Origin of the sequence: Bacillus cereus group sp. N24, from assembly GCF_016483345.1 — a bacterium.
Taxonomy (GTDB): domain Bacteria; phylum Bacillota; class Bacilli; order Bacillales; family Bacillaceae_G; genus Bacillus_A; species Bacillus_A toyonensis.
This window is the reverse complement of the sequence record NZ_JAEHCA010000022.1, coordinates 13,363-35,309: the sequence shown is the minus strand read 5'-3', so window position 1 is coordinate 35,309 and position 21,947 is coordinate 13,363. Positions and strand designations below refer to the sequence as shown.

The window sequence follows — 21,947 nt, the reverse complement described above, 5'->3', positions numbered from 1 at the left end:
GTATGAGAGTATCAGTTGTTATTCCGGCGCATAATGAAGCAAGTACGTTATCTCAAGTTTTAGTAGAAGTGGAGAAGCTGAAGCCGTATGAAATTATCGTAGTAGATAATGGATCGACAGATGGGACGAAAGAAATAGCAATACAACATCATTGTCATGTGATTTATTATAAACATTCTCTTGGCAATGATGTGGGACGGGCAATTGGAGCAAGAGAAGCAAAAGGTGAAATTGTCTTGTTTTTAGATGGTGACATCGTTATTGAGAGTAAAGAGTTACAAAGTTTCGTGAAAGGGATTCGGCAGGGGCACCAAATTGTTGTGAATAATTTAACATGGTCGGTTTATTTAAAGATGAGACCACATTATACGACAGTTGGAAAATTCATGTTGAATCGCTATTTGAATAAAAAGGAGCTTGTTGTTGGATCTTTAATCGCAATTCCACATGCGATGAGTAGGGAAGTTATTGAGAAACTTGGGTGGTGGAATTTAGCAGATCCAGCATTATTTCAAGCGATGGCGATGTCTAGAGGAGTAGATATTGTCGATATGGCTTCGGTCGATGTAATTCATACAAATAAGGTTCGTCCTGTGCATACGGGAACATCACCTGGTTCTCCTTATCCGAAAGCGACTAGTCGTATTATGGGTGATCATTTACGTGCTTTGCAATATGTAATTGAAATGTATGGTAAACGCGGTGGTTTTTCGGAGGGAAACAGAGATAGAGAGTTTATAGGGAAATATAAACCAGTTGTATTAAAGAAAGAAAAAGCGAAATATAGTGCGATTATACCAGTGTCAGAAGAAAAGATGACTATAAAATCTGTTATACAAGAAGTGAAAAAAGCAGGAGTAGATGAAATTATTGTTGTTGCGAATGGAGCGGATATCGAGACTATTAAACAGGCACAGCTAGAGAATGTTATTGTTGTTGAATTCGGGGAGGCGCTTGGACATAATGTAGCGCGAGCGATAGGAGCCATGCATGCTACAGCTGATATTTGTTTATTTGTTGATGGTGATTTTGCTATTCCGGCAAAAAAACTAACTCCCTTTTTGCATGCTATTGAAGATGGGAGTGATATGGCATTAAATGATTTGCAATGTTTATTAGATATGTTTCATCCCGCGGATCCAATTAGTATGGGAAAATACTTTGTAAATTTAGTAGCGAAACGACCAGATTTATGGAATAACTCACTAACGGCAGTGCCACATGCTATGCATAAGAAGGTAATAGATAAAATTGGATATGACTCTCTCATTATCCCGCCATTAGCTCAAATGAAAGCTATTTTGGAGGGATTCTCTATTACAGCAGTACAATTTGTAGATGTTATAAAAACAAATCGAGTACGCCCAGAGCAACATGGATTTGTTAATGGACGTATTCCAGCATTTGACCGTATTTTCGGTGATCAACTTGAGGCGATTGCTTATCTATTACAATATACAGACGAACGCGGGAGTTTTACAGATGGAGAACGGGATAGAGATATTATTCAACAATTGAGAAAGGAAGAAAAGAATACAGATGAATGCTAGTAGTAAAGTAGCTATTATTGGATTAGGGTATGTTGGTCTTCCTTTAGCGGTCCATTTCGCAGAAAGAGGACATACAGTACTTGGACTAGATAAAGATACTAGGAAAATAGAATCGATTATAAAAGGAGAAAGTTATATTCCAGATGTTTCTTCTAAAGAGTTACAAAGTTTATTAACTAAAAAAAGCTTACTAGTAAATACACCAGATAAAGGTGTTACTGAGTTCCAAAAGAGTGATTATGTTATTGTTACTGTCCCGACTCCAATTAATGAGCAAAGAGAACCGGATTTAAGTGCTCTCATTTCAGCTTCGCATTATATACAACAAAACCTTCAAAAAGGACAAACCTTCATTTTTGAAAGCTCCACATATCCAGGTACACTTGAGGAAGTTATCATTCCTATTATTTCTCGAACTGGTAAAAAGGTAGGAGTGGATTATTATATTGGTTATTCACCGGAGAGAATTGATCCGGCAAATAGTCAATATTCAGTTCAATCGATTCCAAAGGTTATTAGTGGACAAACAGAACAATGTAAACAAAAGGTACAGGATTTGTATAGCACTATCTTCGATGTAGTTGTTCCTGTTAGTTCTCCAAAAGTAGCGGAGATGTGTAAGCTATTTGAAAATATTCAGCGCTTAGTTAACATTTCGTTAGTAAATGAGTTAAATATGCTATGTGAAAGTTTGAATATTAATTTTTATGAGGCGCTTGAAGCTGCATCTACAAAACCGTTTGGATTTACTCCGTATTGGCCAGGACCAGGAATAGGAGGACATTGTATTCCTGTAGATCCTTTATATTTTCAATGGAGAATAAAGAAAAATGGGGCTATTAGTCAATTAATTGAGGCGGCACATGTAATTAATGAAGAAATGCCAGAGAAAATAGTCGGAAAGGTAAAAGGCATGGTGCAATCACCCGCAACGGTTTTAATTGTAGGGATTGCGTATAAGAAAGATGTAAATGATTTGAGAGAATCACCAGCATTGCCAATTATTCAATTACTAATAAAAGAAGGATACGAGATAGAATACCATGATCCATATATTTCTTCTGCGGAAATTGGAGATAGGGTGTATCAATCTGTTTCCTTGGATGAACAAAAGGTTAAACAAGCAGATTGTATATTAATTTTAACTGATCACTCTAATATCGATTGGGAGCTTTTTAAAAGAATAAAGCGAGTAATCGATACACGTGGAATTATAAAGAAGGTGAGTGCATGAGTAAGAAATGTTTAATTACAGGTGGAGCAGGATTTATTGGATCACATCTAGCTGAAGAATTGGTGAAAAGAGGTTATGGAGTCACAATTGTGGATAACTTCTATAAAGGGAAAAATAAATATCATAATGAGTTAATGAAAGAGATTCCAGTTATTCCAATCAGTGTTTTAGACAAAAAGGCAATCGATGAATTAGTAAATCAACACGATGTAGTATTCCATTTGGCAGCAATATTAGGTGTTAAAACGACAATGGAAAAAAGTATAGAACTCATTGAAACAAATTTTGATGGAACGAGAAACATTTTACAAGCAGCATTAAAAGGCAAGAAAAAAGTAGTCTTTGCGTCTACTTCAGAAGTATATGGTAAGGGCAAGCCACCTTTCTCTGAAGAAGGAGATCGATTATACGGTGCAACTTCTAAAATACGCTGGAGTTATGCAGTTTGTAAAACGTTAGAAGAGACATTATGTTTAGGATACGCATTAGAAGGTTTACCGGTAACGATTGTTCGTTATTTTAATATTTATGGTCCAAGAGCGAAAGATGGTCCGTATGCAGGGGTAATCCCACGATTTATCCGTTCGGCTTTGCAAGGTGAAGACATTCTCGTATATGGCGATGGAAAGCAGACACGTTGCTTTACGTACGTAAGTGATGCAGTAGAGGCAACGATTCGAGCAATGGATGAGAATGTAAATGGTGAGATTATTAATATAGGTTCTGAGAATGAAAAAAATATTAAAGAAGTAGCAGAAGTAATCAAAAAACTAACAAATTCTTCTTCAAAAATTGTACAAGTTCCTTTTGAAAAAGTATATCCACATGGTTTTGAGGAAATTCCAAATAGAAGACCAGACGTAACAAAATTAAGAGAACTTGTTCAATTTCAAGCGACAATAACGTGGGAACAAGGATTGAAAGAAACTATTAAATGGTTTCGTGAAGAAAACAATGGCTAAGTCATTATCGGTTATTATTCCCGTATGTAATGAAGTGGATACGATTTCAGACGTGATTCAATCGGTAAAGCCATTCAATCCAGTAGAGATTATTGTAGTAGCTAATGGTTGTAATGATGGTACAGAAGGGGTTGCCGAGAGTTTAGGATGTAGAGTAATTCAGAATAAAGAGTCACTTGGTAACGACGTTGGCCGCGCAGTTGGTGCAAAACATGCGATAGGTGATGTATTACTGTTTATAGATGGAGATTTCGCTATTCAAACTTCAAAATTGCAATTATTTCTTAATCCGATTTTACATGATCAGGCTGACATCGTTTTAAATAATTTGGATGCATTATTTTTAAAAAAACAAAAACCACATTCCGTTACAGTATGGCGCCAAATATTAAATGCAATGTTAGAGCGCGAAGAATTAAAAATTGATTCTTTATTATCTGTACCTCATGCGTTGACGAAAGAAGTCGTTCAAAGTATTGGATATGAATGTTTTGTTAATCCTATTGTAGCTCATTTACGCTTAGCACAAAGTAAATGGAAAATTAGTCGTCATTGTGCAATTGACGTTATTACGCCGAATAAATTTCGGCCACTCGAGCATGCAGCATATGGCACGGATCTTGCACAAGCTGAAAAACGAATGATAGGTGACCATATAGAAGCTGTAGCGGAGCGGATAATAGGCAGCGATGAGCGTGGAGGATATTATGATGGAAATCGGAAAAGAGAGAGTGTCTATCATACTTTAAATTTTGAAGATTTTTATCAAGGATGGGGCGTTACATCTAATTTGTATAAAGGAAAGCAATTATCGGTAATTATTCCTGTACAAGATGAAGAGAAAACAATTGGAAACGTTATAGAGGAGCTTCGTAAAATTGAACCTTTTGAAATCATCGTTGTTGTAAATGGTTCGTCAGATAAAACGGCAACAATTGCAAAAGAAAAAGGAGCAACAACAATTATATATAAAGAAGCACTCGGAAACGATGTGGGGCGTTCGCTTGCAACTTATTTTGCAAAAGGAGAAATTGTGTTATTTATAGACGGTGATTTTGTTATTCCAGCTAGTGAGCTATATCCTTTTGCAAAAGCTATTGCAGATGGGCAAGATGTCGCATTAAATGATCTAAATCATTATTTAGATTTAAGAGTACCACTTCATCTCGTAACTGCATTTAAATATGCGTTAAATTTAGCTTGTGATAGAAAAGATTTAGGAGTAGGCTCTCTTATTGCCGTACCTAATGCATTTAGTAGGACGTGTTTGAAAGCAATAGGATATAGATCTTTACTGTCACCTTGTGTAGCGCAAGTGAAAGCTGTTCTTTCAGGATTCGAAATTGCATGTGTCAGTCGTGTTGAGGTCGATAAAATGAACCGTATTCGTCCCAGTGAACATTTTGCAAAAATAGGACATCCTCCAGCTGTACTTCGAATTATTGGTGATCATATCGAAGGATTAGAGCAATTAATTGCATTAAAGGGCAGTCGGGGTGGATTCTATGATGGAAATAGAAAAAGAGATGTTTTATAGGTAACAAAAAAAGTGTACAACATATGTACACTTTTTTGTTCCGTTATAAAAACTATAACAGATTAGGAGATAAGAGTATTACAGCTCTACAATGGGTATTGTTCTTATATTACAAAATAGGACTCGTATATAAGGGTACCAAAAAAATACAATTAAAGAAAGGGTTAATTATAAAGACTTTTGAGTGAAGTTAACACTATGCATACAGTAGTTTGCTCAACTTTTCACAAACATGTCACAACTATTTCGTTCACTTTCGCAAAAAAGTAGTATTCTAAGTGTGTAAGCTGTTATATAAAAAATCTTATTCCTGTACTAATCAAAAATGGAGGAGATTAGGATGACTCAAATATTAGAAAATGTAAAAAACGCATGGGAAAACTTTAAAGGTGAAAAATGGAAAGCAGAGATTGATGTTCGCGATTTCATTTTAAATAATGTAAACGTTTTCGAAGGGGACGAATCTTTCTTAGCGGGAGCAACTGAAGCAACGAAAACACTTTGGGATCAAGTAATGGATTTAACAACAAAAGAACGTGAAAACGGTGGCGTTCTTGATATGGATACAAAAATTGTTTCTTCTATTACATCACATGAACCAGGATATTTAAATAAAGATATTGAAAAAGTAGTCGGTTTCCAAACTGATAAGCCATTTAAACGTTCATTACAACCATATGGTGGTATTCGTATGGCGGAACAAGCTTGTGAATCTTATGGATACGAAATGGATAAAGAACTTAGTAAGATTTTCAGAGACTGGCGTAAAACTCATAATCAAGGTGTATTTGATGCATATACACCAGAAATGAAAGCGGCTCGTAAATCAGGTGTTATTACTGGTCTTCCAGATGCATATGGACGTGGACGTATTATCGGTGATTACCGCCGAGTAGCGCTATATGGTATAGATCATTTAATTGAAGCGAAAAAAGCTGATTTTAATTTAACTGGTGGTGTAATGAGCGAAGAGACAATGCGTTTACGCGAAGAGTTATCTGAGCAAATGCGTGCACTTCAAGAATTAAAACAAATGGCTTCTTCTCATGGTTTTGATATTTCTAAACCAGCAACAAATACACAAGAAGCTTTCCAATGGTTATACTTCGCATATCTTGCAGCGATTAAAGAGCAAAACGGAGCTGCAATGAGTCTTGGACGTACTTCTACATTCTTAGATATTTACATTGAAAGAGATTTAGAAAATGGTACTTTAACAGAAGAAGAAGTACAAGAAATCGTGGATCACTTCATTATGAAATTACGTCTTGTGAAATTCGCAAGAACACCTGATTATAATGAATTATTCTCTGGTGACCCAACTTGGGTAACTGAATCTATCGGTGGTATGGCTTTAGATGGTCGTCCATTAGTAACAAAGAACTCATTCCGTTTCTTGCATACATTAGATAATTTAGGACCAGCTCCAGAACCAAACTTAACAGTTCTTTGGTCTAAACAATTACCAGAGAACTTTAAAAACTACTGTGCAAAAATGTCTATTAAAACATCAGCAATTCAATATGAAAATGATGACATTATGCGTGCTGACTACGGTGATGACTACGGTATTGCTTGTTGTGTATCTGCAATGAGAATCGGTAAACAAATGCAGTTCTTCGGCGCACGTGCAAACTTAGCGAAAGCATTACTATATGCGATTAACGGCGGTAAAGATGAAAAATCTAAAGCTCAAGTTGGTCCTGAGTACGCACCAATTACTTCTGAAGTATTAGATTATGAAGAAGTTATGCATAAGTTTGATATGACAATGGAATGGTTAGCAGGTCTATATTTAAATACATTAAACGTTATCCACTATATGCACGATAAATATAGCTACGAGCGTATTGAAATGGCGCTTCATGATACAAATGTTCTTCGTACAATGGCGACAGGTATCGCAGGATTGTCTGTAGTAGCAGACTCATTAAGTGCAATTAAATACGGAAAAGTAAAACCAATTCGTGATGAAAATGGTATTGCAGTTGACTTTGAAATTGAAGGTGATTTCCCTAAATACGGTAACAACGATGATCGTGTAGATGAAATCGCAGTAAATCTTGTGAAAACATTTATGAATAAACTTCGTAAGCATAAAACATACAGAAATTCTGTTCATACAATGTCAATCTTAACAATTACATCTAACGTCGTATACGGTAAGAAAACTGGTAATACTCCAGATGGCCGTCGTACTGGAGAACCATTTGCACCGGGCGCAAACCCAATGCATGGTCGTGATACAAAAGGTGCATTAGCATCACTATTATCTGTAGCTAAATTACCATATGAAGATGCACAAGATGGTATTTCCAATACATTCTCTATTATTCCAAAAGCACTTGGTAAAGAAGATGATGTACAAGTACGCAACTTAGTATCTATGCTTGATGGTTATGCAATAAAAGAAGGACATCACTTAAATATTAACGTATTTAATCGTGAAACATTAATGGATGCAATGGAGCACCCTGAAAAATATCCACAATTAACAATTCGTGTATCTGGTTACGCTGTTAACTTTATTAAATTAACTCGTGAACAACAAATTGATGTAATTAACCGTACAATGCATGAAAGCATGTAAGTGAAAAAAGTGTCCCTCCGCTTTTAATATGTAGTGGAGGGAGGCTGTTTCAATAAAGGAGGAAGTAACATGGTAAAAGGAAGAATACATTCTGTAGAGTCTTGTGGTACTGTTGATGGCCCAGGGATTCGTTATGTCATATTTACACAAGGGTGTTTATTACGTTGTCAATATTGCCATAATGCTGATACGTGGGAGATCGGTAAAGGAAAAGAAATAACAGTTGAAGAAGTAATGCAGGATGTGACATGTTACCTTCCATTTATTGAAGCTTCTGGAGGCGGTATAACAGTTAGTGGTGGAGAACCATTATTACAGTTAGATTTCTTAATTGAATTATTTAAGAAATGTAAGGAAGTTGGAATTCATACAACAATTGATTCTTCTGGAGGTTGTTATTCTGAAGAGCCAGAATTCCAGCAAAAGTTGGATAAATTAATGGATTATACAGATTTAGTTTTATTGGATTTGAAACATATTGATTCAAAGAAACATCGTAAATTAACAGGGAAACCAAATGAACATATTTTACAATTTGCTCGTTATTTATCGGATAAGAATAAACCGATTTGGGTACGACATGTATTAGTTCCAGGTGTGACTGATAATGAAGAGGATCTGCAAAAATTATCTATCTTTATTCAAAGTCTGTCTAATGTTCAGAAAGTTGAAGTGCTACCATATCATAAGCTTGGTGTATATAAATGGGAGGCGCTTGGGCATAAATATCCACTCGCAAATGTAGAACCACCTACGGAAAAAAATGTAGAACAAGCGAGACATATTTTAAAAGCAGTCTAATCCAAATATTGGATTAGACTTTTTGCTTTCTTTACAATAAAGCCTAGAGTATATATATAGAAAAGAGTATACTGAAAATAGAATATCCATATTTTTGTAAGGAATAAGTGGAGAAATTTACATAATTGTAAAGGGAAATCAAAATAGTAAAAAGAATTAAGAAGTAAAAGAGTGAGTATCATGGAATAGAGAACATTTGTAAGTTATTGCGAAAGCTCTTATAGGAAAGTATAATGTAAAGATATGAGCACGGATAGGATTAAGGGGTCAATCTTATATGCTTTGCATATCCACGACAGGTACATAGCTAACAGGGGAATATTGGAATCCAAGTATGTAATGTTTAAGGAAAATGTTTTTCCTATTGTCGTATATGCAATATGGAGAAACAAAAAGCTAGGAGTGGATTTGTTTGATAAAAAACCCCAAGGTTTTAATTTTAACTGCACATTACGGTAATGGTCATGTGCAAGTAGCGAAAACATTAGAACAAACATTTCGCCAAAAAGGAATTGAAAATGTAATTGTATGCGACTTGTTTGGAGAATCACATCCATTTATAACTGACATTACAAAATATTTATATTTAAAAAGTTATACAATAGGAAAAGAATTATATCGTTTGTTTTATTACGGGGTAGAAAAAATTTATGATAAAAAAATAGCATCTTGGTACGCAAATTTTGGAAGGAAACGTTTGAAATCACTTTTACAAGTGGAGAAACCGGATATCGTTATTAATACCTTTCCAATCATAGCTGTACCTGAGTTGAAAAAGCAAACAGGTATTTCAATCCCTGTTTATAATGTGTTGACGGATTTTTGCGTGCATAAAATATGGATTCATCGTGAAGTAGATCGTTATTTTGTAGCAACTGATCACGTGAAAAAGGTGATGGTTGATATTGGTGTACCTGCGGAACAAATTGTTGAAACTGGAATTCCAATTCGCAATAGTTTTGAGCTAAAGATAAATCAAGACATTATATATAATAAGTATCAGTTATGTAAGAATAAAAAGATTTTACTAATTGTAGCAGGTGCTCATGGGGTACTAGGAAGTGTAAAAGAACTATGCCAGTCATTTATGACCGTACCTAATTTACAAGTAGTTGTCGTTTGCGGAAAAAATGAAGCTTTAAAACAGGATTTATTAGGATTACAGGAACAAAATTCGGATGCTTTAAAAGTATTTGGTTATGTTGAAAACATTGATGAGTTATTCCGTGTTACTTCTTGTATGATTACGAAGCCAGGTGGTATTACATTAAGCGAAGCAGCAGCATTACAAGTACCTGTCATTTTATATAAGCCTGTCCCAGGACAAGAAAATGAAAATGCGTTGTATTTTGAAAAAAAAGGAGCTGCAGTTGTAATCCGTGATGACAGTGAGGTTTTTGCAAAAACAGAGGCGTTATTACAAGATGATATGAAGCTTCTCCAAATGAAAGAAGCAATGAAAAATATTTATCGTCCTGAACCGGCATGTCATATCGTGGATACAATTTTGGAAGAAAATCATGCAGAGCCGAATCATATACCTATGAAATCACCTGCTCTTGCAGAATCATTTACTTAATATGTAACCCTCTTTTATATGTTTAAAGAGGGTTCCTTTTATTGTAAAGATTCCTTTATCCGGCTATTTGAGGGAAGTAAGACTCCCATCTCGAAATTGGGCGAATGCGAGGAAGTTAGGTGGGAGATAGCTTCCCATAAAAGCCTTCACTTTATCCACAAAGAGATGCGCTTTCATTAGACGGTAAAGTCGGAATATTAACAACTATATCCACATTGTCCACAATTTTTAGAAAAATATCCACAATTTCAGTAGTTGATATGTGCGAAAATATATAAAAATATCAAAGTTTTTAGAAAAAAATTCACAATTATATCGATGTTGTGGATAAAGTTGTCCACAACAAAAGAGTTCCCTTATGTATAAGGGAACTCTTTTAGGTTATTTCTGTCAGTCGGGAAAATTATGTAATGAAAATGAATAATTAGGGGGGAAAAACTTCTAATTATTCATTTTCACTTTAAATACTTTTTGAGCGATATCCCGCTGCACGATCTGCTTTTCGAAATTCTCGTTGGTATAGAACTTCTTGTGTACTAGATAATGTATTTTTCGCTTTGTCACGTTTCTTTTTATCCATTACAAATCACCTCGTGTCCTAAAGTCACTATCTATCGTTTCCAAAGACATGGGGTGATATACATATATGCCAAATGGTTAATGATTAATTATTATTTCTAAAAATTTAGATTACGCTTCTTTTAAGTGGTGGGCGTCTTGGAATGTTGTATCACGCATTGTTGCAAGTGTATATTGATCTTTTGGAATTTCATATAGATTATATACTTCTTCATTTACGTTAATTTCATCATAAACGGCTTTTCTCGTTTCATTTGCTAGATTCACATATTGTAGTTTTTCGGCAGCTTTAATAGAACGAATATTTATTTTGCGAATACGCATAAAGATGGTTTCAATATCTAACTCATAGAAAAGTTCGCTAAAAAATGAATCTTTCGCCAATTTATTATAGCCTTTTCCATGGTATGGTTTTCCAAGCCATGTTCCAAGGAATCCAGCTTTTTCTTGCACATCAAATAAAGTAATTGTTCCGATAGGGTTACCCCATTCATCTAAAATTGTGCGTGAAATTAACTCTCCACGCTCTTCGGCTTCAATGGTTTGTTTCGTTAAAAATAAATATTCCTCATAAGAATAAGCCTTTTGACGCACAAAAGGGAAGACAGCTGGATCCACCATTAACTCGTATAGAACGTGGCTGTCGTGTAAGTCGCGTTTTTTCAACACACTAACTCCTCCTCACACGAGGGTAGCATGACGAAAAAGCACCCCACCCTCGAAATTTTTATATCAATCTTTAAAAAATTTCGGGGTGGGAATCGAACCCACTAGAACCAGTTTATAACGCTGGTGGCGCACCATTTGCCTTCCCCATTCATCAATTTGAAAATGATAATCACGACACAAATTGATTATGGTTTCATTCAGTTTATAATCGTATAATACTTTATCTAGTCAAAAAAATAAACTAGTTTTTTTTATTTTTTTTGTAAATTATTTTTCCGTCAATCATAGTTAGTACAGGCTTGGCTAAATAATGGAAAGGATGATGTGTCCATAACACGAGATCAGCGTCTTTTCCAACCTCAATGCTTCCAATTCTATCCTCTAAACGCAAATTTCTCGCTGGAAATATAGTGATTCCTTCCAATGCAGTTTTCTCGTCTAATCCTTCCCTTACTGCGACAGCAGCACAAACATTTAAATATTGAATTGGTGTATAAGGGTGATCAGTTGTTATAGAAACTTCTACTCCATTTTTAGATAATATATGGTAAGTATCCCATGTTTTGTTTTTTAGTTCGATTTTAGACCGGCGTGTAAGAGTGGGACCAACTGAAACTTTTAAATTGTGTTTTGAAAGCTCTTCAACAATAAAGTGTCCTTCTGTACAATGCTCAATACGTAAATCAAGATTGAATTCTGTTGCAAAGCGTAAAGCAGAACTAATATCGTCAGCACGGTGAGCGTGGATACGTACCGGTATTTCGCGGCGTAATGCTTTTAAAATAGGGAGCATTCGAAAATCAGCTTCATGCCCGTAGTGCTGTGCTTCATAGAATGATTCCCGAAGTAACCCCATAATGCCCATGCGTGTAATGGACTCTTTCGTTCCATTACTATGAACCTTTTTAGGGTTTTCTCCAAAGGCAATCTTTAAACCAGCAGGTTCTTGAATAATCATGTGATCAATACAAGTTCCAGCAGTTTTTATTACACAAGTAGTACCGCCGATAATATTTTGACTCCCAGGCATAACGTGAACAGTTGTGATCCCGTTTTGTACAGCGTCTTGAAATGCGATATCAAAAGGATGGATTCCGTCTAAAGAACGGATATGTGGTGTTGAAACTTCAGAGGTTTCGTTAGCGTCATTTCCAGCCCAACCAGTGCCTTCATCATAGAGACCAAGGTGAGTATGGACGTCAATAAATCCAGGTAAGAGATGAAGAGCTCGCGCATCTATAACGGTCATATCTTGAGTAGGCTGAATAGAAGGTTTGACCTCAGCAATTCGTTCTCCTATAACGAGTACATCACCTTGAAACTTGGGGGATGTAATAGGATACACAATGGCTTGTTTGAGCAATATTTTCATAGGTACCTCATTTCTGTTACTTTACAATATTAATGTGATTGAAGAAAAAGTAACTGAAAGGTTATTTGTGTAGTAATGCTCTGAATCCTAGAAAATGAAAGTTTTGAAAGGGAACCCCTTGTAAAACTGTGTTTTAGAAGTACTACATTGTATGCGAAAGTATATTTTGTAATGCATGGTCTATTGTCGGAAATGTGTATTGGTACCCATGTTCAATTGCTTTACTAGGTAATACATGTTGCCCTTCTAGTACAAGTATACTCATCTCACCCAATAAAGCGTGAAGCATAAATGAAGGGACAGGTAACCAATGAGGTTTTCTCATTATAGTTGCCATGGTTTCTCCAAATTCCTTCATTCTTATAGGTAACGGGGCTGTAATATTAAGAGGACCATTAATTTCTTCTTTGTGTATGATGAAATCAATCATGCGAACGACATCATCTATATGAATCCATGATAACCATTGATTTCCAGATCCAATTGTGCCTCCGATATAAAATTGATAGGGAAGTAGCATCTTTGGAAGAGCACCTCCGTCTGCACCTAATATGACTCCGAATCTTGCGTAGATTGTTCGCATTCCAAGAGAACGTGCTTTAGATGCTTCTTGTTCCCATGAATATACTGTATTTGCTAAAAAGTCATTTCCAGGAATCTCATGCTGTTCTGTGAAAGACTCAGTTTCAGACGTTCCATAGTATCCAATAGCACTTGCGTTAATAAATGTATTTGGCTTTGTACCAAGTGTTTGCAATTGTTTAATAAGTCCTTTTGTTGTTTGAATTCGACTGTTTAAAATGGATTCCTTTTGTTTCTTTGTCCACCTACTATTAATAGACTCTCCAGCTAGATTAATAACTACATCAATAGAAGAGAGGGGGAAGGTTTGTAAATCAGGTGTCCATCGTACATACTGAAGGTTAGGGTGGGAAGTTTCAGTAGTTTTGTTTCGAGTAAGAATGTAAACATTATATCCTTTTTGAATAAAAAAAGTAGAAAGGTATTTACCGATAAAGCCGGTACCACCAAAAATTGCGATTCTCACAATTATTTCCTCCTCATTATATATATTCTTGAAAAGCAAAAACGTTCCTTGACTATGTTAAAATAATAGAGAGGTGAGAGTATGGCTGTCATTACAAAAATAGAAGTGCAAAAACGATCGAAAGAGCGATTTAATATTTATATTGATAAAGGTCAAGGTGAAGAGTACGGATTTAGTGTGGATCAAGTAATCTTAATGAAACATGGATTACAAAAAGGTTTAGAAATTGATGAAATAGAGTTAGGCAATATTTTGTTCAATGAAGAGGTACAAAAAGCATATTTACAAGCAATCTCCTATTTATCCTATCAAATGAGAACGAAACAAGAAATAGAAGATTTTTTACGAAAAAAAGAAGTGGGACAGGCCATCATCTCTGAAGTCGTTTCGAAATTATTACATGACCGATATATTAATGATAAAGAGTATGCCATTTTATATACGCGAACGCAAAGTAATGTGAATCGAAAAGGTCCAACTGTTATAAAAAGAGAGCTGTTAAATAAAGGCGTTCAGGATCTAATCATTACACATAGTTTACAAGAGTATCCAAAGGAGAAGCAAATTGAAAATGCTTTGATTCTTGTAGAAAAAAAGAAAAAATCTTATCAAAAGCATTCATTTTTACAAATGAAGCTAAAGTTAGATGAAATGCTTGTTCGTAAAGGATATTCTAGAGATGTGATTCAAATTTGTTTGGAAGAATTGAAAGACGAAAAAGATGACGAAAAGCAACAAGAAGCGTTACACTATCATGGAAATAAATATTATGAGAAATATAAGAAGTATGATGGATGGACATTCGAAAATAAGATGAAACAAGCGTTATATCGAAAAGGATTTTCTATTGATGAAATAGAGATATTTTTACAAATGAAAAGTGAAGAGGGATGAGGGGAATAATAAGATGAATATGCCAAAACGCTACAGTGAAATGACACCGCATGAGCTTAGAGAAGAAATTGGCGCTTTAAAGGAGCAAGCAGTAAAGGCTGAGCAACTTGGAATTGTAAATGAATTCGATGTATTAATGAGAAAGATGGCCATGGCCCGTGCTTACATGACTGATATAAACAAATTCAATATTGGTGAGACATATGAATTAGTAGAAGAACCTGGTGTATTATTTAAAATTACGTACTTCAATGGGGTATTTGCTTGGGGTTATAAGCAAAATGATAATGAAGAGATTGGGATACCAATTTCCTTGTTGCAAGAAAAATAAAAACCAGAGAGCGAATATCTCTCTGGTTTTCATCTTTGGTAGGCGTTAAAGGAGATAGGAGATTCTAAAATTGGCGTTTTTTACATTCGTTGGCCAATATAATGAGAGACTGGGTTTGTTGCGTCTGTCCGTTAACTTGTGCTTTCGCATGTTTCGGACGAGTCCACGTATGGTTAAATAATTCAGAACGACTATCTAAACGATCACGGTAGCTCATCTTTATCACCTCGTGTAGGAAGTTAATTTTTTAGGTTGTACCTGTACTACTCTTCCTGCTGATTTGCAGCACGCATACGTTCTTGTGGGTGCGTGTTAATTGTGCCGTTAGGTCGTTTCGAAGCGAAGCGTGATTTCGCTTTCGGCTGACCGTCGATTTTGCTGTTGTTTTTTGACTCAGACCAAAATTCGGCTTGTTTACCCATTGCGAACGCCCTCCTCATCATCAGTTGATACCTCTTTAAGAAGTATCACTTATAGAATGTGCAAAATAGAAGAAACTATCCTTTAGAAATGAAGGGATAAATAGGTAAAAGGAGATTAGAACATGAATGATATTTATGAAGCATTAACGAAAGAATTATTAGACAAGAATGATAAGCTTTCTTACGGACAAGCTCGTGCGTGGGTTGAATTACTTTGGGAAGATTTTCAAACAACTTATGCGAAATCAGGTCGTTATCAAGGTGAGGAAATGACTGAGCAAGTAGTAAGAACATGGATTAATAATCATGGAGCGCGTCTTCATGAAATGCGTACAAATAATCCGAAATACAGCCATTTAATTAATCAAGAAGACCATTTAAAACATTAAAAAAGCGACTAAAGTCGCTTTTTTTAATGTGGAAGCAATTCCAGTTTCTTTCGAAGTTTTTCTTCGCTGAAAATCCATCCGGTATAAGAATTAATAATATTTAAATTTTGATCGAGCTGAACGATTGCAACGAATGGATAATAATCTTTACTTCGATAGCGCAAATCAATGAAGCGAATTTCGTAATAGTTATCATAATCAAAAATATCCCAACGATATACAGGAGAGAAAGATAAGAAGGCCGAGATGTTTTCATCTTGTTTAGCAGCTCTCATAATAGCGTTATCTGGGAACGGTACCCGATCGAACTTATCGTATATCATAATGTTACCACGATGCCATCTCGCAACGTAGTAATAATCAGTCGTAACGACTGCTAAATGATAATGATAAAATCGATAAGAAGGAGAAATGATGATCTTCTCAACATGTTTGAAACGTTTGTGTACAACGCTTCTTATATTTCTATGCATCATAATCCGTCCGATATAGTAAACAATCATTAATATATATGCAGCTAAGGCTGTATATCCTTTATGGGAACCTACGAGCATGCAAGCAATCGCAAGTATATGGATAAAGAAAATGACAGTATCAAACGTATTAATTATGCCGAGTGCGACCCATTTTTTTGTGAAAGGCCGTAACGCTTGTGTACCGTAGGCATTGAAAATATCTACAAAGACGTGAAGAAAGACAGCTATAAATGACCAAAGTAGTAGATGAAGATATGGAGCGTCTGAAAAGAAGGCGAAAGAGATGCCGCTTATAAGGAATGACCAAAGAATTACTGCAGGAATGGAATGAGTAACCCCGCGATGATTTCTTATATATTTAGCGTTATTACGCAATTTTAAAACTGTATCGATGTCAGGAATATTGGAACCAGCAATTGTAGCGAGCATAACTGCTTGTGGTCCAATATCACTTTGCGCTATAGCTGGGTCTAATGTTGCCAAACTACCTAAAGTGACACCCATAACAAGGTGAGTGGCTGTGTCCATAGAAATCCACCTCCGTTTTTTATTAATGTAACTCTTTTTATTCGATACCTCAAGTCCTTTGCCTTCTATTTCCTATGTCATCTTACTTAAATTTTTTCCTAAAAATCTTTATAATAGTACGTATATGCAAAAAAATGAGGGGGATCAAGTTTGACACTTGAAATATTAGAAAAATTTAACATAAAGCAGTTTCAAAATGATTTAATTGGTTGGTTTGAAAAAGAGCAACGCGACTTACCGTGGCGAGAAAATAAAGATCCATACCGTGTTTGGGTTTCGGAAATTATGTTACAGCAAACAAGGGTAGAAGCTGTAAAACCATATTACGCAAATTTTATGGGGAAGTTCCCTACGTTGGAAGCTTTAGCAAATGCTGATTATGAAGAAGTATTAAAAGCATGGGAAGGTTTAGGGTATTATTCTAGAGCACGAAATTTACACACGGCTGTAAAAGAGGTAAAAGAAGTATATGGCGGGATAGTACCGAGTGATGTAAAGAAAATTGAAAAATTAAAAGGAGTGGGACCATATACAAAAGGTGCAATTTTAAGTATCGCATATGGTATACCAGAGCCAGCAGTTGACGGAAATGTTATGCGCGTGTTATCCCGTATTTTATCAGTATGGGATGATATTGCAAAACCAAAGACTCGAAAAGTTTTTGAAGAGATTGTGCGCGAAATTATTTCAGCTGAAAATCCATCTTATTTTAATCAAGGTTTGATGGAATTAGGTGCACTAATTTGTATTCCTAAAAATCCAGCATGCTTACTTTGTCCTGTACGTGAGCATTGTAGGGGATATGCTGAAGGTGTTCAAAAAGAACTACCAGTAAAAAGTAAAGCGAAAGCTCCTACAATGGTACCGCTTGTTGCAGGAGTACTTCAAACTGAAGATGGTCGTTACGTTATTAATAAACGTCCAAGTAGCGGATTATTAGCTAATATGTGGGAGTTTCCGAATATTGAACTTGGTGAAGGGATTCGAAGTCAGAAAGAACAGCTTATAGATTATATGAAGGAAAAGTTTGAGCTTTCGATTTCTATTGATGAGTACGCAATGAATGTGCAACATACGTTTACGCATCGTACCTGGGATATATTCGTATTTTACGGAAAAGTAACTGGTGATATTGTTGAAACAGATACATTAAAGTTTGTATCGAAAGAAGCATTTGAGCAGTTACCTTTCTCTAAATCGCATCGTACGATTTATGAGAGTTGTGTTGAGAAAATTACAATGCAATAAACAAAAAAAGTGTTCCCTAGATTGGGAACACTTTTTTAATCGTAAGAAATTTTTGTCCCATGAGTCCAACTGGCATCACCTTCTTGTAAGCCACCTCTTGATTCAATTTCTATTACAATTTCTTTATAAATACTTTGACCTTCTGCGTTTAAATAGGGCAAAATCTGTTGTAATGAATGATGAAAATAAGCTAATTCATCTTCTTTCCATTCATTTTTTGAAATCATCGTTAGTTCAGTCATATCGCGTCCTATATACATATTTCCACCTCCGTACCCTATAGTTTGAATGAGTATTAAGAGATATATGCGGAAATTTTTCAACAGAAAATTACGGATAGTTTCCGAGTGAATTGGTTACATTATTGGTTGTGGAGGTGAGAAAGATGAGTAAAAAACAACAAGGTTACAACAAGGCAACTTCTGGTGCTAGCATTCAAGGTACAAATGCTAGTTATGGTACAGAGTTTGCGACTGAAACAAATGTACAAGCAGTAAAACAAGCAAACGCACAATCAGAAGCAAAGAAAGCACAAGCTTCTGGTGCACAAAGTGCAAACGCTAGTTATGGTACAGAATTTGCAACTGAAACAGACGTGCATGCTGTGAAAAAACAAAATGCAAAATCAGCTGCAAAACAATCACAATCTTCTAGTTCAAACGAGTAATGAAAGAAAAACACTTCTCCAATTCGAGAGAAGTGTTTTCTTTGTGTGCGGGTCATTGTAATGAAAAGAAAGTGAACGACATAACTTCTAATAAGTCAACAAATGTAGTCAAAGGAGAAGGAAGTTAAAGATTAGAAATATGTAATTAGGAATAATAACTAATGAATAAATCTAAAAGGGGGTAAGTAATGAAGGATTTTGATAAGTTGGTAGGAGAGCAATTGGAAACGATGGATGAGCTGTTAAAATTGCAATCACACTTAGAGAAGTATCAGCAAATTGAAGTGAGTGAAAAGGATACGTGCGATAAAAAAGACTTACATTTTATTCGCCAAGAAATATATAGAACAGAAATAGCATTGAAACTATTACATGAAAAATTCGAAAAGCAAACGAATAGTGTGATTAAATCTTTTGAAACTGAAAAAATGATTTCAAATTTAGGATAAGATATGTTCTTACCTTCAGATGAAAAGTCCTTCTTAACATGAAAATAAGGAAGGGCTTTTTCTGTTATTATTTCCTCATTTATAAATGAGTCAGGAAAAGCCTCAGTAGGGATATGGTATTCAACAATAAACATGCAGTGTAAAAAATAGAGTCTTGTCGCTTTAGTTTTAAAATTTCGACAAAAAAGTTATAATAGAAAAAAAGTGAATGCAGTTCAAAGGATAGTTGAGTTAATTTAAGAAGGGCATTTGCAGTTGAAAGAAGGGAGCATATATGGCATTTCCCAAAGAAGGAGAAAAAGTACAAATACATAGTTATAAACATAATGGCTCCATTCATAGAATGTGGGAAGAGACAACGATTTTAAAAGGGACACAGAGTCTTGTAATTGGAGCGAATGATCGAACAATAGTTACAGAATCAGATGGCCGAACATGGGTTACTAGGGAACCTGCAATTTGTTATTTTCATGCAAACTATTGGTTTAATGTGATTGGGATGCTAAGAGAAGAGGGTGTATATTATTATTGTAATTTAAGTTCTCCTTTTGCATATGATTCAGAAGCATTAAAGTATATTGATTATGATTTAGATATTAAAGTGTATCCAGATATGACATATACACTGTTAGATGAAGATGAGTATGAAAAGCATAGTCAAATCATGCAATATCCACCTGTTATTGATACAATTTTAAAGCGAAATGTAGCACATTTAACGCAGTGGATTCATCAAAGAAAAGGTCCATTTGCACCAGATTTCGTAGATATGTGGTATGAGAGATATTTAATGTACAGAAATTAAAACAAACCTGCAGGGGATTTCCCGGCAGGTTTGTCCTATTAGAGGGGGGATTATGTGCAAGGTATAAAAAGATATTTACAATTTGTTAAACCATATAGATGGCTTATTGCTATTACAATTGTTATCGGTCTAGTTAAGTTCGGTATCCCGCTTATTATGCCATGGTTATTAAAGTATATTATCGACGATGTAATCCAAGGTGGGGGTTCACTTCAAGATAAAACGTCCCAATTAATAACGGCGATTGGGATAGCCTTTTTTATTTTTGCAGTATTAAGGCCACCGATTGAATATTATCGTCAATATTTCGCGCAACGTATCGCGAATACAATACTATATGATTTGCGGAAACATATTTTTGGTCACTTGCAAAAATTGAGCTTGCGTTATTATTCGAATACAAAAACAGGAGAGCTTATTTCACGTGTAATCCATGATGTAGAGCAAACGAAGGATTTTGTAATTACCGGTTTAATGAATGTTTGGTTAGATACTGCGACAATTGCGATTGCTATTATTGTTATGTTTTCTATGAACATAAAGTTAACGTTTGTTGCTTTATTGATTTTACCTATTTATGTTGTTGCGGTGAAATATTTTTTCGGACGTCTTCGAAAATTGACGAAAGAACGTTCACAAGCGTTAGCAACTATGCAAGGTTATTTACATGAACGCATTCAAGGAATGCAAGTGACGCGTAGCTTTGCATTAGAAGAGTATGAGGGTAAGCAGTTTGAAAAAAGAAATAATGAATTTTTAACGAAAGCATTAACGCATACAAGTTGGACGGCGAGAACATTTTCGGCAGTAAATACTTTAACTGATTTAGGCCCGTTACTTGTCATTGGTTTTGCAGCATATGAAGTAATTCAAGGTCAGTTAACGCTAGGGACTATGGTTGCTTTTGTTGGTTATATGGATAGTTTATATAGTCCGCTTCGCCGCCTTGTTAATTCATCTACAACATTAACGCAATCTTTCGCCTCAATGGATCGAGTGTTTGAACTGTTAGATGAAAAGTACGATATTGTTAATGTGCCAAATGCGGTACAAGCGAAAAAATTAAATGGAGAAATTGTATTTGATAATGTGTCTTTTCGTTATAATGCAGATGAAAAAGAGATATTACATAACTTGTCATTAACTATGCGGCCAGGAGAGAAGGTAGCACTTGTAGGAGCGAGTGGGGGAGGAAAGTCATCTCTTGCTAGTTTAATTCCGCGTTTCTATGATGTTTCGGAAGGGTCAGTTTATGTAGATGGGATAGATGTAAGAAAGTATGATATGAGAAATTTACGTAGCCATATTGGAATTGTACTGCAAGATAATTTATTATTTAGCGATACAATCGGAGCTAATATTTTATATGGAAATCCGAAAGCTAAAGAGACAGAAGTGATTGCAGCAGCCAAAGCCGCGCAAATTCATGATTTTATTATAGAGTTACCAGATGGTTACAATACTGTTGTTGGAGAACGTGGTGTGAAGTTATCTGGTGGGCAAAGGCAACGTGTAGCAATTGCGCGAGTATTTCTAAAGAATCCATCGTTACTTATATTAGATGAAGCAACTTCTGCTTTAGATTTAGAAAACGAACGGTATATTCAAGAGGCACTTCAAACGTTAGCTGCTGATCGGACGACGATTATAATTGCACATCGATTAGCAACGATTACGCATGTTGATACAATTATTTACATTGAAGATGGTGAAATTAAAGAAACAGGTTCTCATGAAGAGTTAATGAAAAAAAGGGGATTCTATTACAATTTATATCAACTTCAAAATATAACAGAAACAGCTCCTTTAGCGTAAAA

General features: G+C 35.3%; 23 protein-coding genes and 1 pseudogene. 16 read left to right on the top strand and 8 right to left on the bottom strand.

The features are described 5' to 3' along the window. Positions 1-2: 2 nt before the first annotated feature. The 8 genes and pseudogenes from JDS95_RS23880 (at position 3) to JDS95_RS23850 (ending at position 10,253) form a co-directional block, all read left to right on the top strand. Positions 3-1,550: a glycosyltransferase family 2 protein gene (locus tag JDS95_RS23880; RefSeq protein WP_002042585.1), complete on the top strand. Its 1,548-nt coding sequence runs from the start codon at positions 3-5 to the stop codon at positions 1,548-1,550. Further along, on the top strand, positions 1,540-2,784 hold the full coding sequence (locus JDS95_RS23875; protein ID WP_000994259.1) for a nucleotide sugar dehydrogenase: 1,245 nt from the start codon (positions 1,540-1,542) through the stop codon (positions 2,782-2,784). Before JDS95_RS23880 ends, JDS95_RS23875 begins: the two co-directional genes overlap by 11 nt. Continuing rightward, positions 2,781-3,746, top strand: a complete 966-nt coding sequence (locus JDS95_RS23870) for an NAD-dependent epimerase/dehydratase family protein (protein ID WP_000037047.1) — start codon at positions 2,781-2,783, stop codon at positions 3,744-3,746. Before JDS95_RS23875 ends, JDS95_RS23870 begins: the two co-directional genes overlap by 4 nt. Then, complete coding sequence (locus JDS95_RS23865; RefSeq protein WP_001130015.1) at positions 3,739-5,283, top strand: glycosyltransferase family 2 protein; 1,545 nt, start codon at positions 3,739-3,741, stop codon at positions 5,281-5,283. The genes JDS95_RS23870 and JDS95_RS23865 overlap by 8 nt, the downstream gene beginning before the upstream one ends. Further along, positions 5,252-5,471, top strand: a pseudogene (locus tag JDS95_RS31225) (hypothetical protein). The gene JDS95_RS23865 and the pseudogene JDS95_RS31225 overlap by 32 nt, the downstream one beginning before the upstream one ends. Before the next feature lie 152 nt (positions 5,472-5,623). Continuing rightward, the gene (pflB, locus tag JDS95_RS23860; RefSeq protein WP_000192129.1) at positions 5,624-7,873 is read left to right on the top strand and encodes a formate C-acetyltransferase; all 2,250 of its coding nucleotides are present in this window, start codon (positions 5,624-5,626) and stop codon (positions 7,871-7,873) included. Between the two features lie 69 nt (positions 7,874-7,942). Then, a complete protein-coding gene (pflA, locus tag JDS95_RS23855) occupies positions 7,943-8,674 on the top strand; it encodes a pyruvate formate-lyase-activating protein (protein WP_085451194.1) in 732 nt (243 codons plus the stop codon). A 412-nt stretch (positions 8,675-9,086) separates the two neighbouring features. After that, positions 9,087-10,253 (top strand): diglucosyl diacylglycerol synthase, encoded by a 1,167-nt coding sequence (locus JDS95_RS23850; RefSeq protein WP_199690818.1) that lies wholly within the window; start codon positions 9,087-9,089, stop codon positions 10,251-10,253. A 460-nt stretch (positions 10,254-10,713) separates the two neighbouring features. On the opposite strand, the gene JDS95_RS23845 is transcribed toward JDS95_RS23850, so the two are convergent. The 4 genes from JDS95_RS23845 to JDS95_RS23830 all read right to left on the bottom strand — a co-directional run bounded on the left by JDS95_RS23845 (position 10,714) and on the right by JDS95_RS23830 (position 13,921). Beyond that, positions 10,714-10,833, bottom strand: a complete 120-nt coding sequence (locus JDS95_RS23845) for a YfhE family protein (protein ID WP_000358484.1) — start codon at positions 10,831-10,833, stop codon at positions 10,714-10,716. Positions 10,834-10,943: 110 nt separating this feature from the next. Next, entirely contained in the window at positions 10,944-11,501 is a 558-nt protein-coding gene (locus JDS95_RS23840; RefSeq protein WP_000914740.1) for a GNAT family N-acetyltransferase, read from the bottom strand. A 241-nt stretch (positions 11,502-11,742) separates the two neighbouring features. Next, positions 11,743-12,873: an amidohydrolase gene (locus tag JDS95_RS23835; protein ID WP_000698290.1), complete on the bottom strand. Its 1,131-nt coding sequence runs from the start codon at positions 12,871-12,873 to the stop codon at positions 11,743-11,745. Between the two features lie 142 nt (positions 12,874-13,015). Then, on the bottom strand, positions 13,016-13,921 hold the full coding sequence (locus JDS95_RS23830) for a TIGR01777 family oxidoreductase (RefSeq protein ID WP_001216901.1): 906 nt from the start codon (positions 13,919-13,921) through the stop codon (positions 13,016-13,018). An 81-nt stretch (positions 13,922-14,002) separates the two neighbouring features. On the opposite strand from JDS95_RS23830, the gene recX reads away from it, so the two are divergent. Both recX and JDS95_RS23820 read left to right on the top strand, forming a co-directional pair. Further along, positions 14,003-14,815: a recombination regulator RecX gene (gene recX / locus JDS95_RS23825; protein ID WP_000268509.1), complete on the top strand. Its 813-nt coding sequence runs from the start codon at positions 14,003-14,005 to the stop codon at positions 14,813-14,815. Between the two features lie 13 nt (positions 14,816-14,828). Continuing rightward, positions 14,829-15,146: a YfhH family protein gene (locus tag JDS95_RS23820; RefSeq protein ID WP_001057022.1), complete on the top strand. Its 318-nt coding sequence runs from the start codon at positions 14,829-14,831 to the stop codon at positions 15,144-15,146. 64 nt (positions 15,147-15,210) lie between these two features. On the opposite strand, the gene JDS95_RS23815 is transcribed toward JDS95_RS23820, so the two are convergent. Continuing rightward, on the bottom strand, positions 15,211-15,363 hold the full coding sequence (locus tag JDS95_RS23815) for a YpzG family protein (RefSeq protein WP_000122093.1): 153 nt from the start codon (positions 15,361-15,363) through the stop codon (positions 15,211-15,213). 46 nt (positions 15,364-15,409) lie between these two features. Beyond that, entirely contained in the window at positions 15,410-15,568 is a 159-nt protein-coding gene (locus JDS95_RS23810) for a small, acid-soluble spore protein K (protein WP_000517891.1), read from the bottom strand. Between the two features lie 122 nt (positions 15,569-15,690). Between JDS95_RS23810 and JDS95_RS23805 the strand changes: the two genes are divergently transcribed. Next, entirely contained in the window at positions 15,691-15,957 is a 267-nt protein-coding gene (locus JDS95_RS23805; RefSeq protein WP_000998161.1) for a YfhJ family protein, read from the top strand. 23 nt (positions 15,958-15,980) lie between these two features. On the opposite strand, the gene JDS95_RS23800 is transcribed toward JDS95_RS23805, so the two are convergent. Then, positions 15,981-16,961, bottom strand: a complete 981-nt coding sequence (locus JDS95_RS23800; RefSeq protein WP_000379139.1) for a metal-dependent hydrolase — start codon at positions 16,959-16,961, stop codon at positions 15,981-15,983. A gap of 150 nt (positions 16,962-17,111) precedes the next feature. Between JDS95_RS23800 and mutY the strand changes: the two genes are divergently transcribed. Next, a complete protein-coding gene (gene mutY / locus JDS95_RS23795) occupies positions 17,112-18,209 on the top strand; it encodes an A/G-specific adenine glycosylase (RefSeq protein WP_199690817.1) in 1,098 nt (365 codons plus the stop codon). Positions 18,210-18,244: 35 nt separating this feature from the next. On the opposite strand, the gene JDS95_RS23790 is transcribed toward mutY, so the two are convergent. Then, positions 18,245-18,469: a hypothetical protein gene (locus JDS95_RS23790; protein ID WP_000275431.1), complete on the bottom strand. Its 225-nt coding sequence runs from the start codon at positions 18,467-18,469 to the stop codon at positions 18,245-18,247. A 125-nt stretch (positions 18,470-18,594) separates the two neighbouring features. Here JDS95_RS23790 and JDS95_RS23785 point away from each other — a divergent pair, with 125 nt between their 5' ends. From JDS95_RS23785 to JDS95_RS23770, 4 genes are all read left to right on the top strand, one after another. Continuing rightward, complete coding sequence (locus tag JDS95_RS23785; protein ID WP_199690816.1) at positions 18,595-18,876, top strand: gamma-type small acid-soluble spore protein; 282 nt, start codon at positions 18,595-18,597, stop codon at positions 18,874-18,876. A gap of 188 nt (positions 18,877-19,064) precedes the next feature. Next, positions 19,065-19,325, top strand: coding sequence for a YgaB family protein (locus JDS95_RS23780; protein ID WP_000651154.1), 261 nt, complete (start codon positions 19,065-19,067; stop codon positions 19,323-19,325). A gap of 274 nt (positions 19,326-19,599) precedes the next feature. Beyond that, positions 19,600-20,130 (top strand): nucleoside tri-diphosphate phosphatase, encoded by a 531-nt coding sequence (gene ntdP / locus JDS95_RS23775; RefSeq protein ID WP_000885402.1) that lies wholly within the window; start codon positions 19,600-19,602, stop codon positions 20,128-20,130. 54 nt (positions 20,131-20,184) lie between these two features. Beyond that, the gene (locus JDS95_RS23770) at positions 20,185-21,945 is read left to right on the top strand and encodes an ABC transporter ATP-binding protein (protein WP_001161636.1); all 1,761 of its coding nucleotides are present in this window, start codon (positions 20,185-20,187) and stop codon (positions 21,943-21,945) included. The last annotated feature ends 2 nt before the right edge of the window (positions 21,946-21,947 follow it).

Coding starts and splice junctions, on each gene's coding strand:
- JDS95_RS23875 (WP_000994259.1), top strand. CDS start 1,540: ATGAATGCTAGTAGTAAAGTAGCTATTATTGGATTAGGGTATGTTGGT.
- JDS95_RS23845 (WP_000358484.1), bottom strand. CDS start 10,833: ATGGATAAAAAGAAACGTGACAAAGCGAAAAATACATTATCTAGTACA.
- JDS95_RS23865 (WP_001130015.1), top strand. CDS start 3,739: ATGGCTAAGTCATTATCGGTTATTATTCCCGTATGTAATGAAGTGGAT.
- JDS95_RS23835 (WP_000698290.1), bottom strand. CDS start 12,873: ATGAAAATATTGCTCAAACAAGCCATTGTGTATCCTATTACATCCCCC.
- pflA (WP_085451194.1), top strand. CDS start 7,943: ATGGTAAAAGGAAGAATACATTCTGTAGAGTCTTGTGGTACTGTTGAT.
- ntdP (WP_000885402.1), top strand. CDS start 19,600: ATGGCATTTCCCAAAGAAGGAGAAAAAGTACAAATACATAGTTATAAA.
- JDS95_RS23790 (WP_000275431.1), bottom strand. CDS start 18,469: ATGTATATAGGACGCGATATGACTGAACTAACGATGATTTCAAAAAAT.
- JDS95_RS23880 (WP_002042585.1), top strand. CDS start 3: ATGAGAGTATCAGTTGTTATTCCGGCGCATAATGAAGCAAGTACGTTA.
- JDS95_RS23815 (WP_000122093.1), bottom strand. CDS start 15,363: ATGAGCTACCGTGATCGTTTAGATAGTCGTTCTGAATTATTTAACCAT.
- JDS95_RS23780 (WP_000651154.1), top strand. CDS start 19,065: ATGAAGGATTTTGATAAGTTGGTAGGAGAGCAATTGGAAACGATGGAT.
- pflB (WP_000192129.1), top strand. CDS start 5,624: ATGACTCAAATATTAGAAAATGTAAAAAACGCATGGGAAAACTTTAAA.
- JDS95_RS23785 (WP_199690816.1), top strand. CDS start 18,595: ATGAGTAAAAAACAACAAGGTTACAACAAGGCAACTTCTGGTGCTAGC.
- JDS95_RS23870 (WP_000037047.1), top strand. CDS start 2,781: ATGAGTAAGAAATGTTTAATTACAGGTGGAGCAGGATTTATTGGATCA.
- JDS95_RS23805 (WP_000998161.1), top strand. CDS start 15,691: ATGAATGATATTTATGAAGCATTAACGAAAGAATTATTAGACAAGAAT.
- JDS95_RS23800 (WP_000379139.1), bottom strand. CDS start 16,961: ATGGACACAGCCACTCACCTTGTTATGGGTGTCACTTTAGGTAGTTTG.
- recX (WP_000268509.1), top strand. CDS start 14,003: ATGGCTGTCATTACAAAAATAGAAGTGCAAAAACGATCGAAAGAGCGA.
- JDS95_RS23810 (WP_000517891.1), bottom strand. CDS start 15,568: ATGGGTAAACAAGCCGAATTTTGGTCTGAGTCAAAAAACAACAGCAAA.
- JDS95_RS23820 (WP_001057022.1), top strand. CDS start 14,829: ATGAATATGCCAAAACGCTACAGTGAAATGACACCGCATGAGCTTAGA.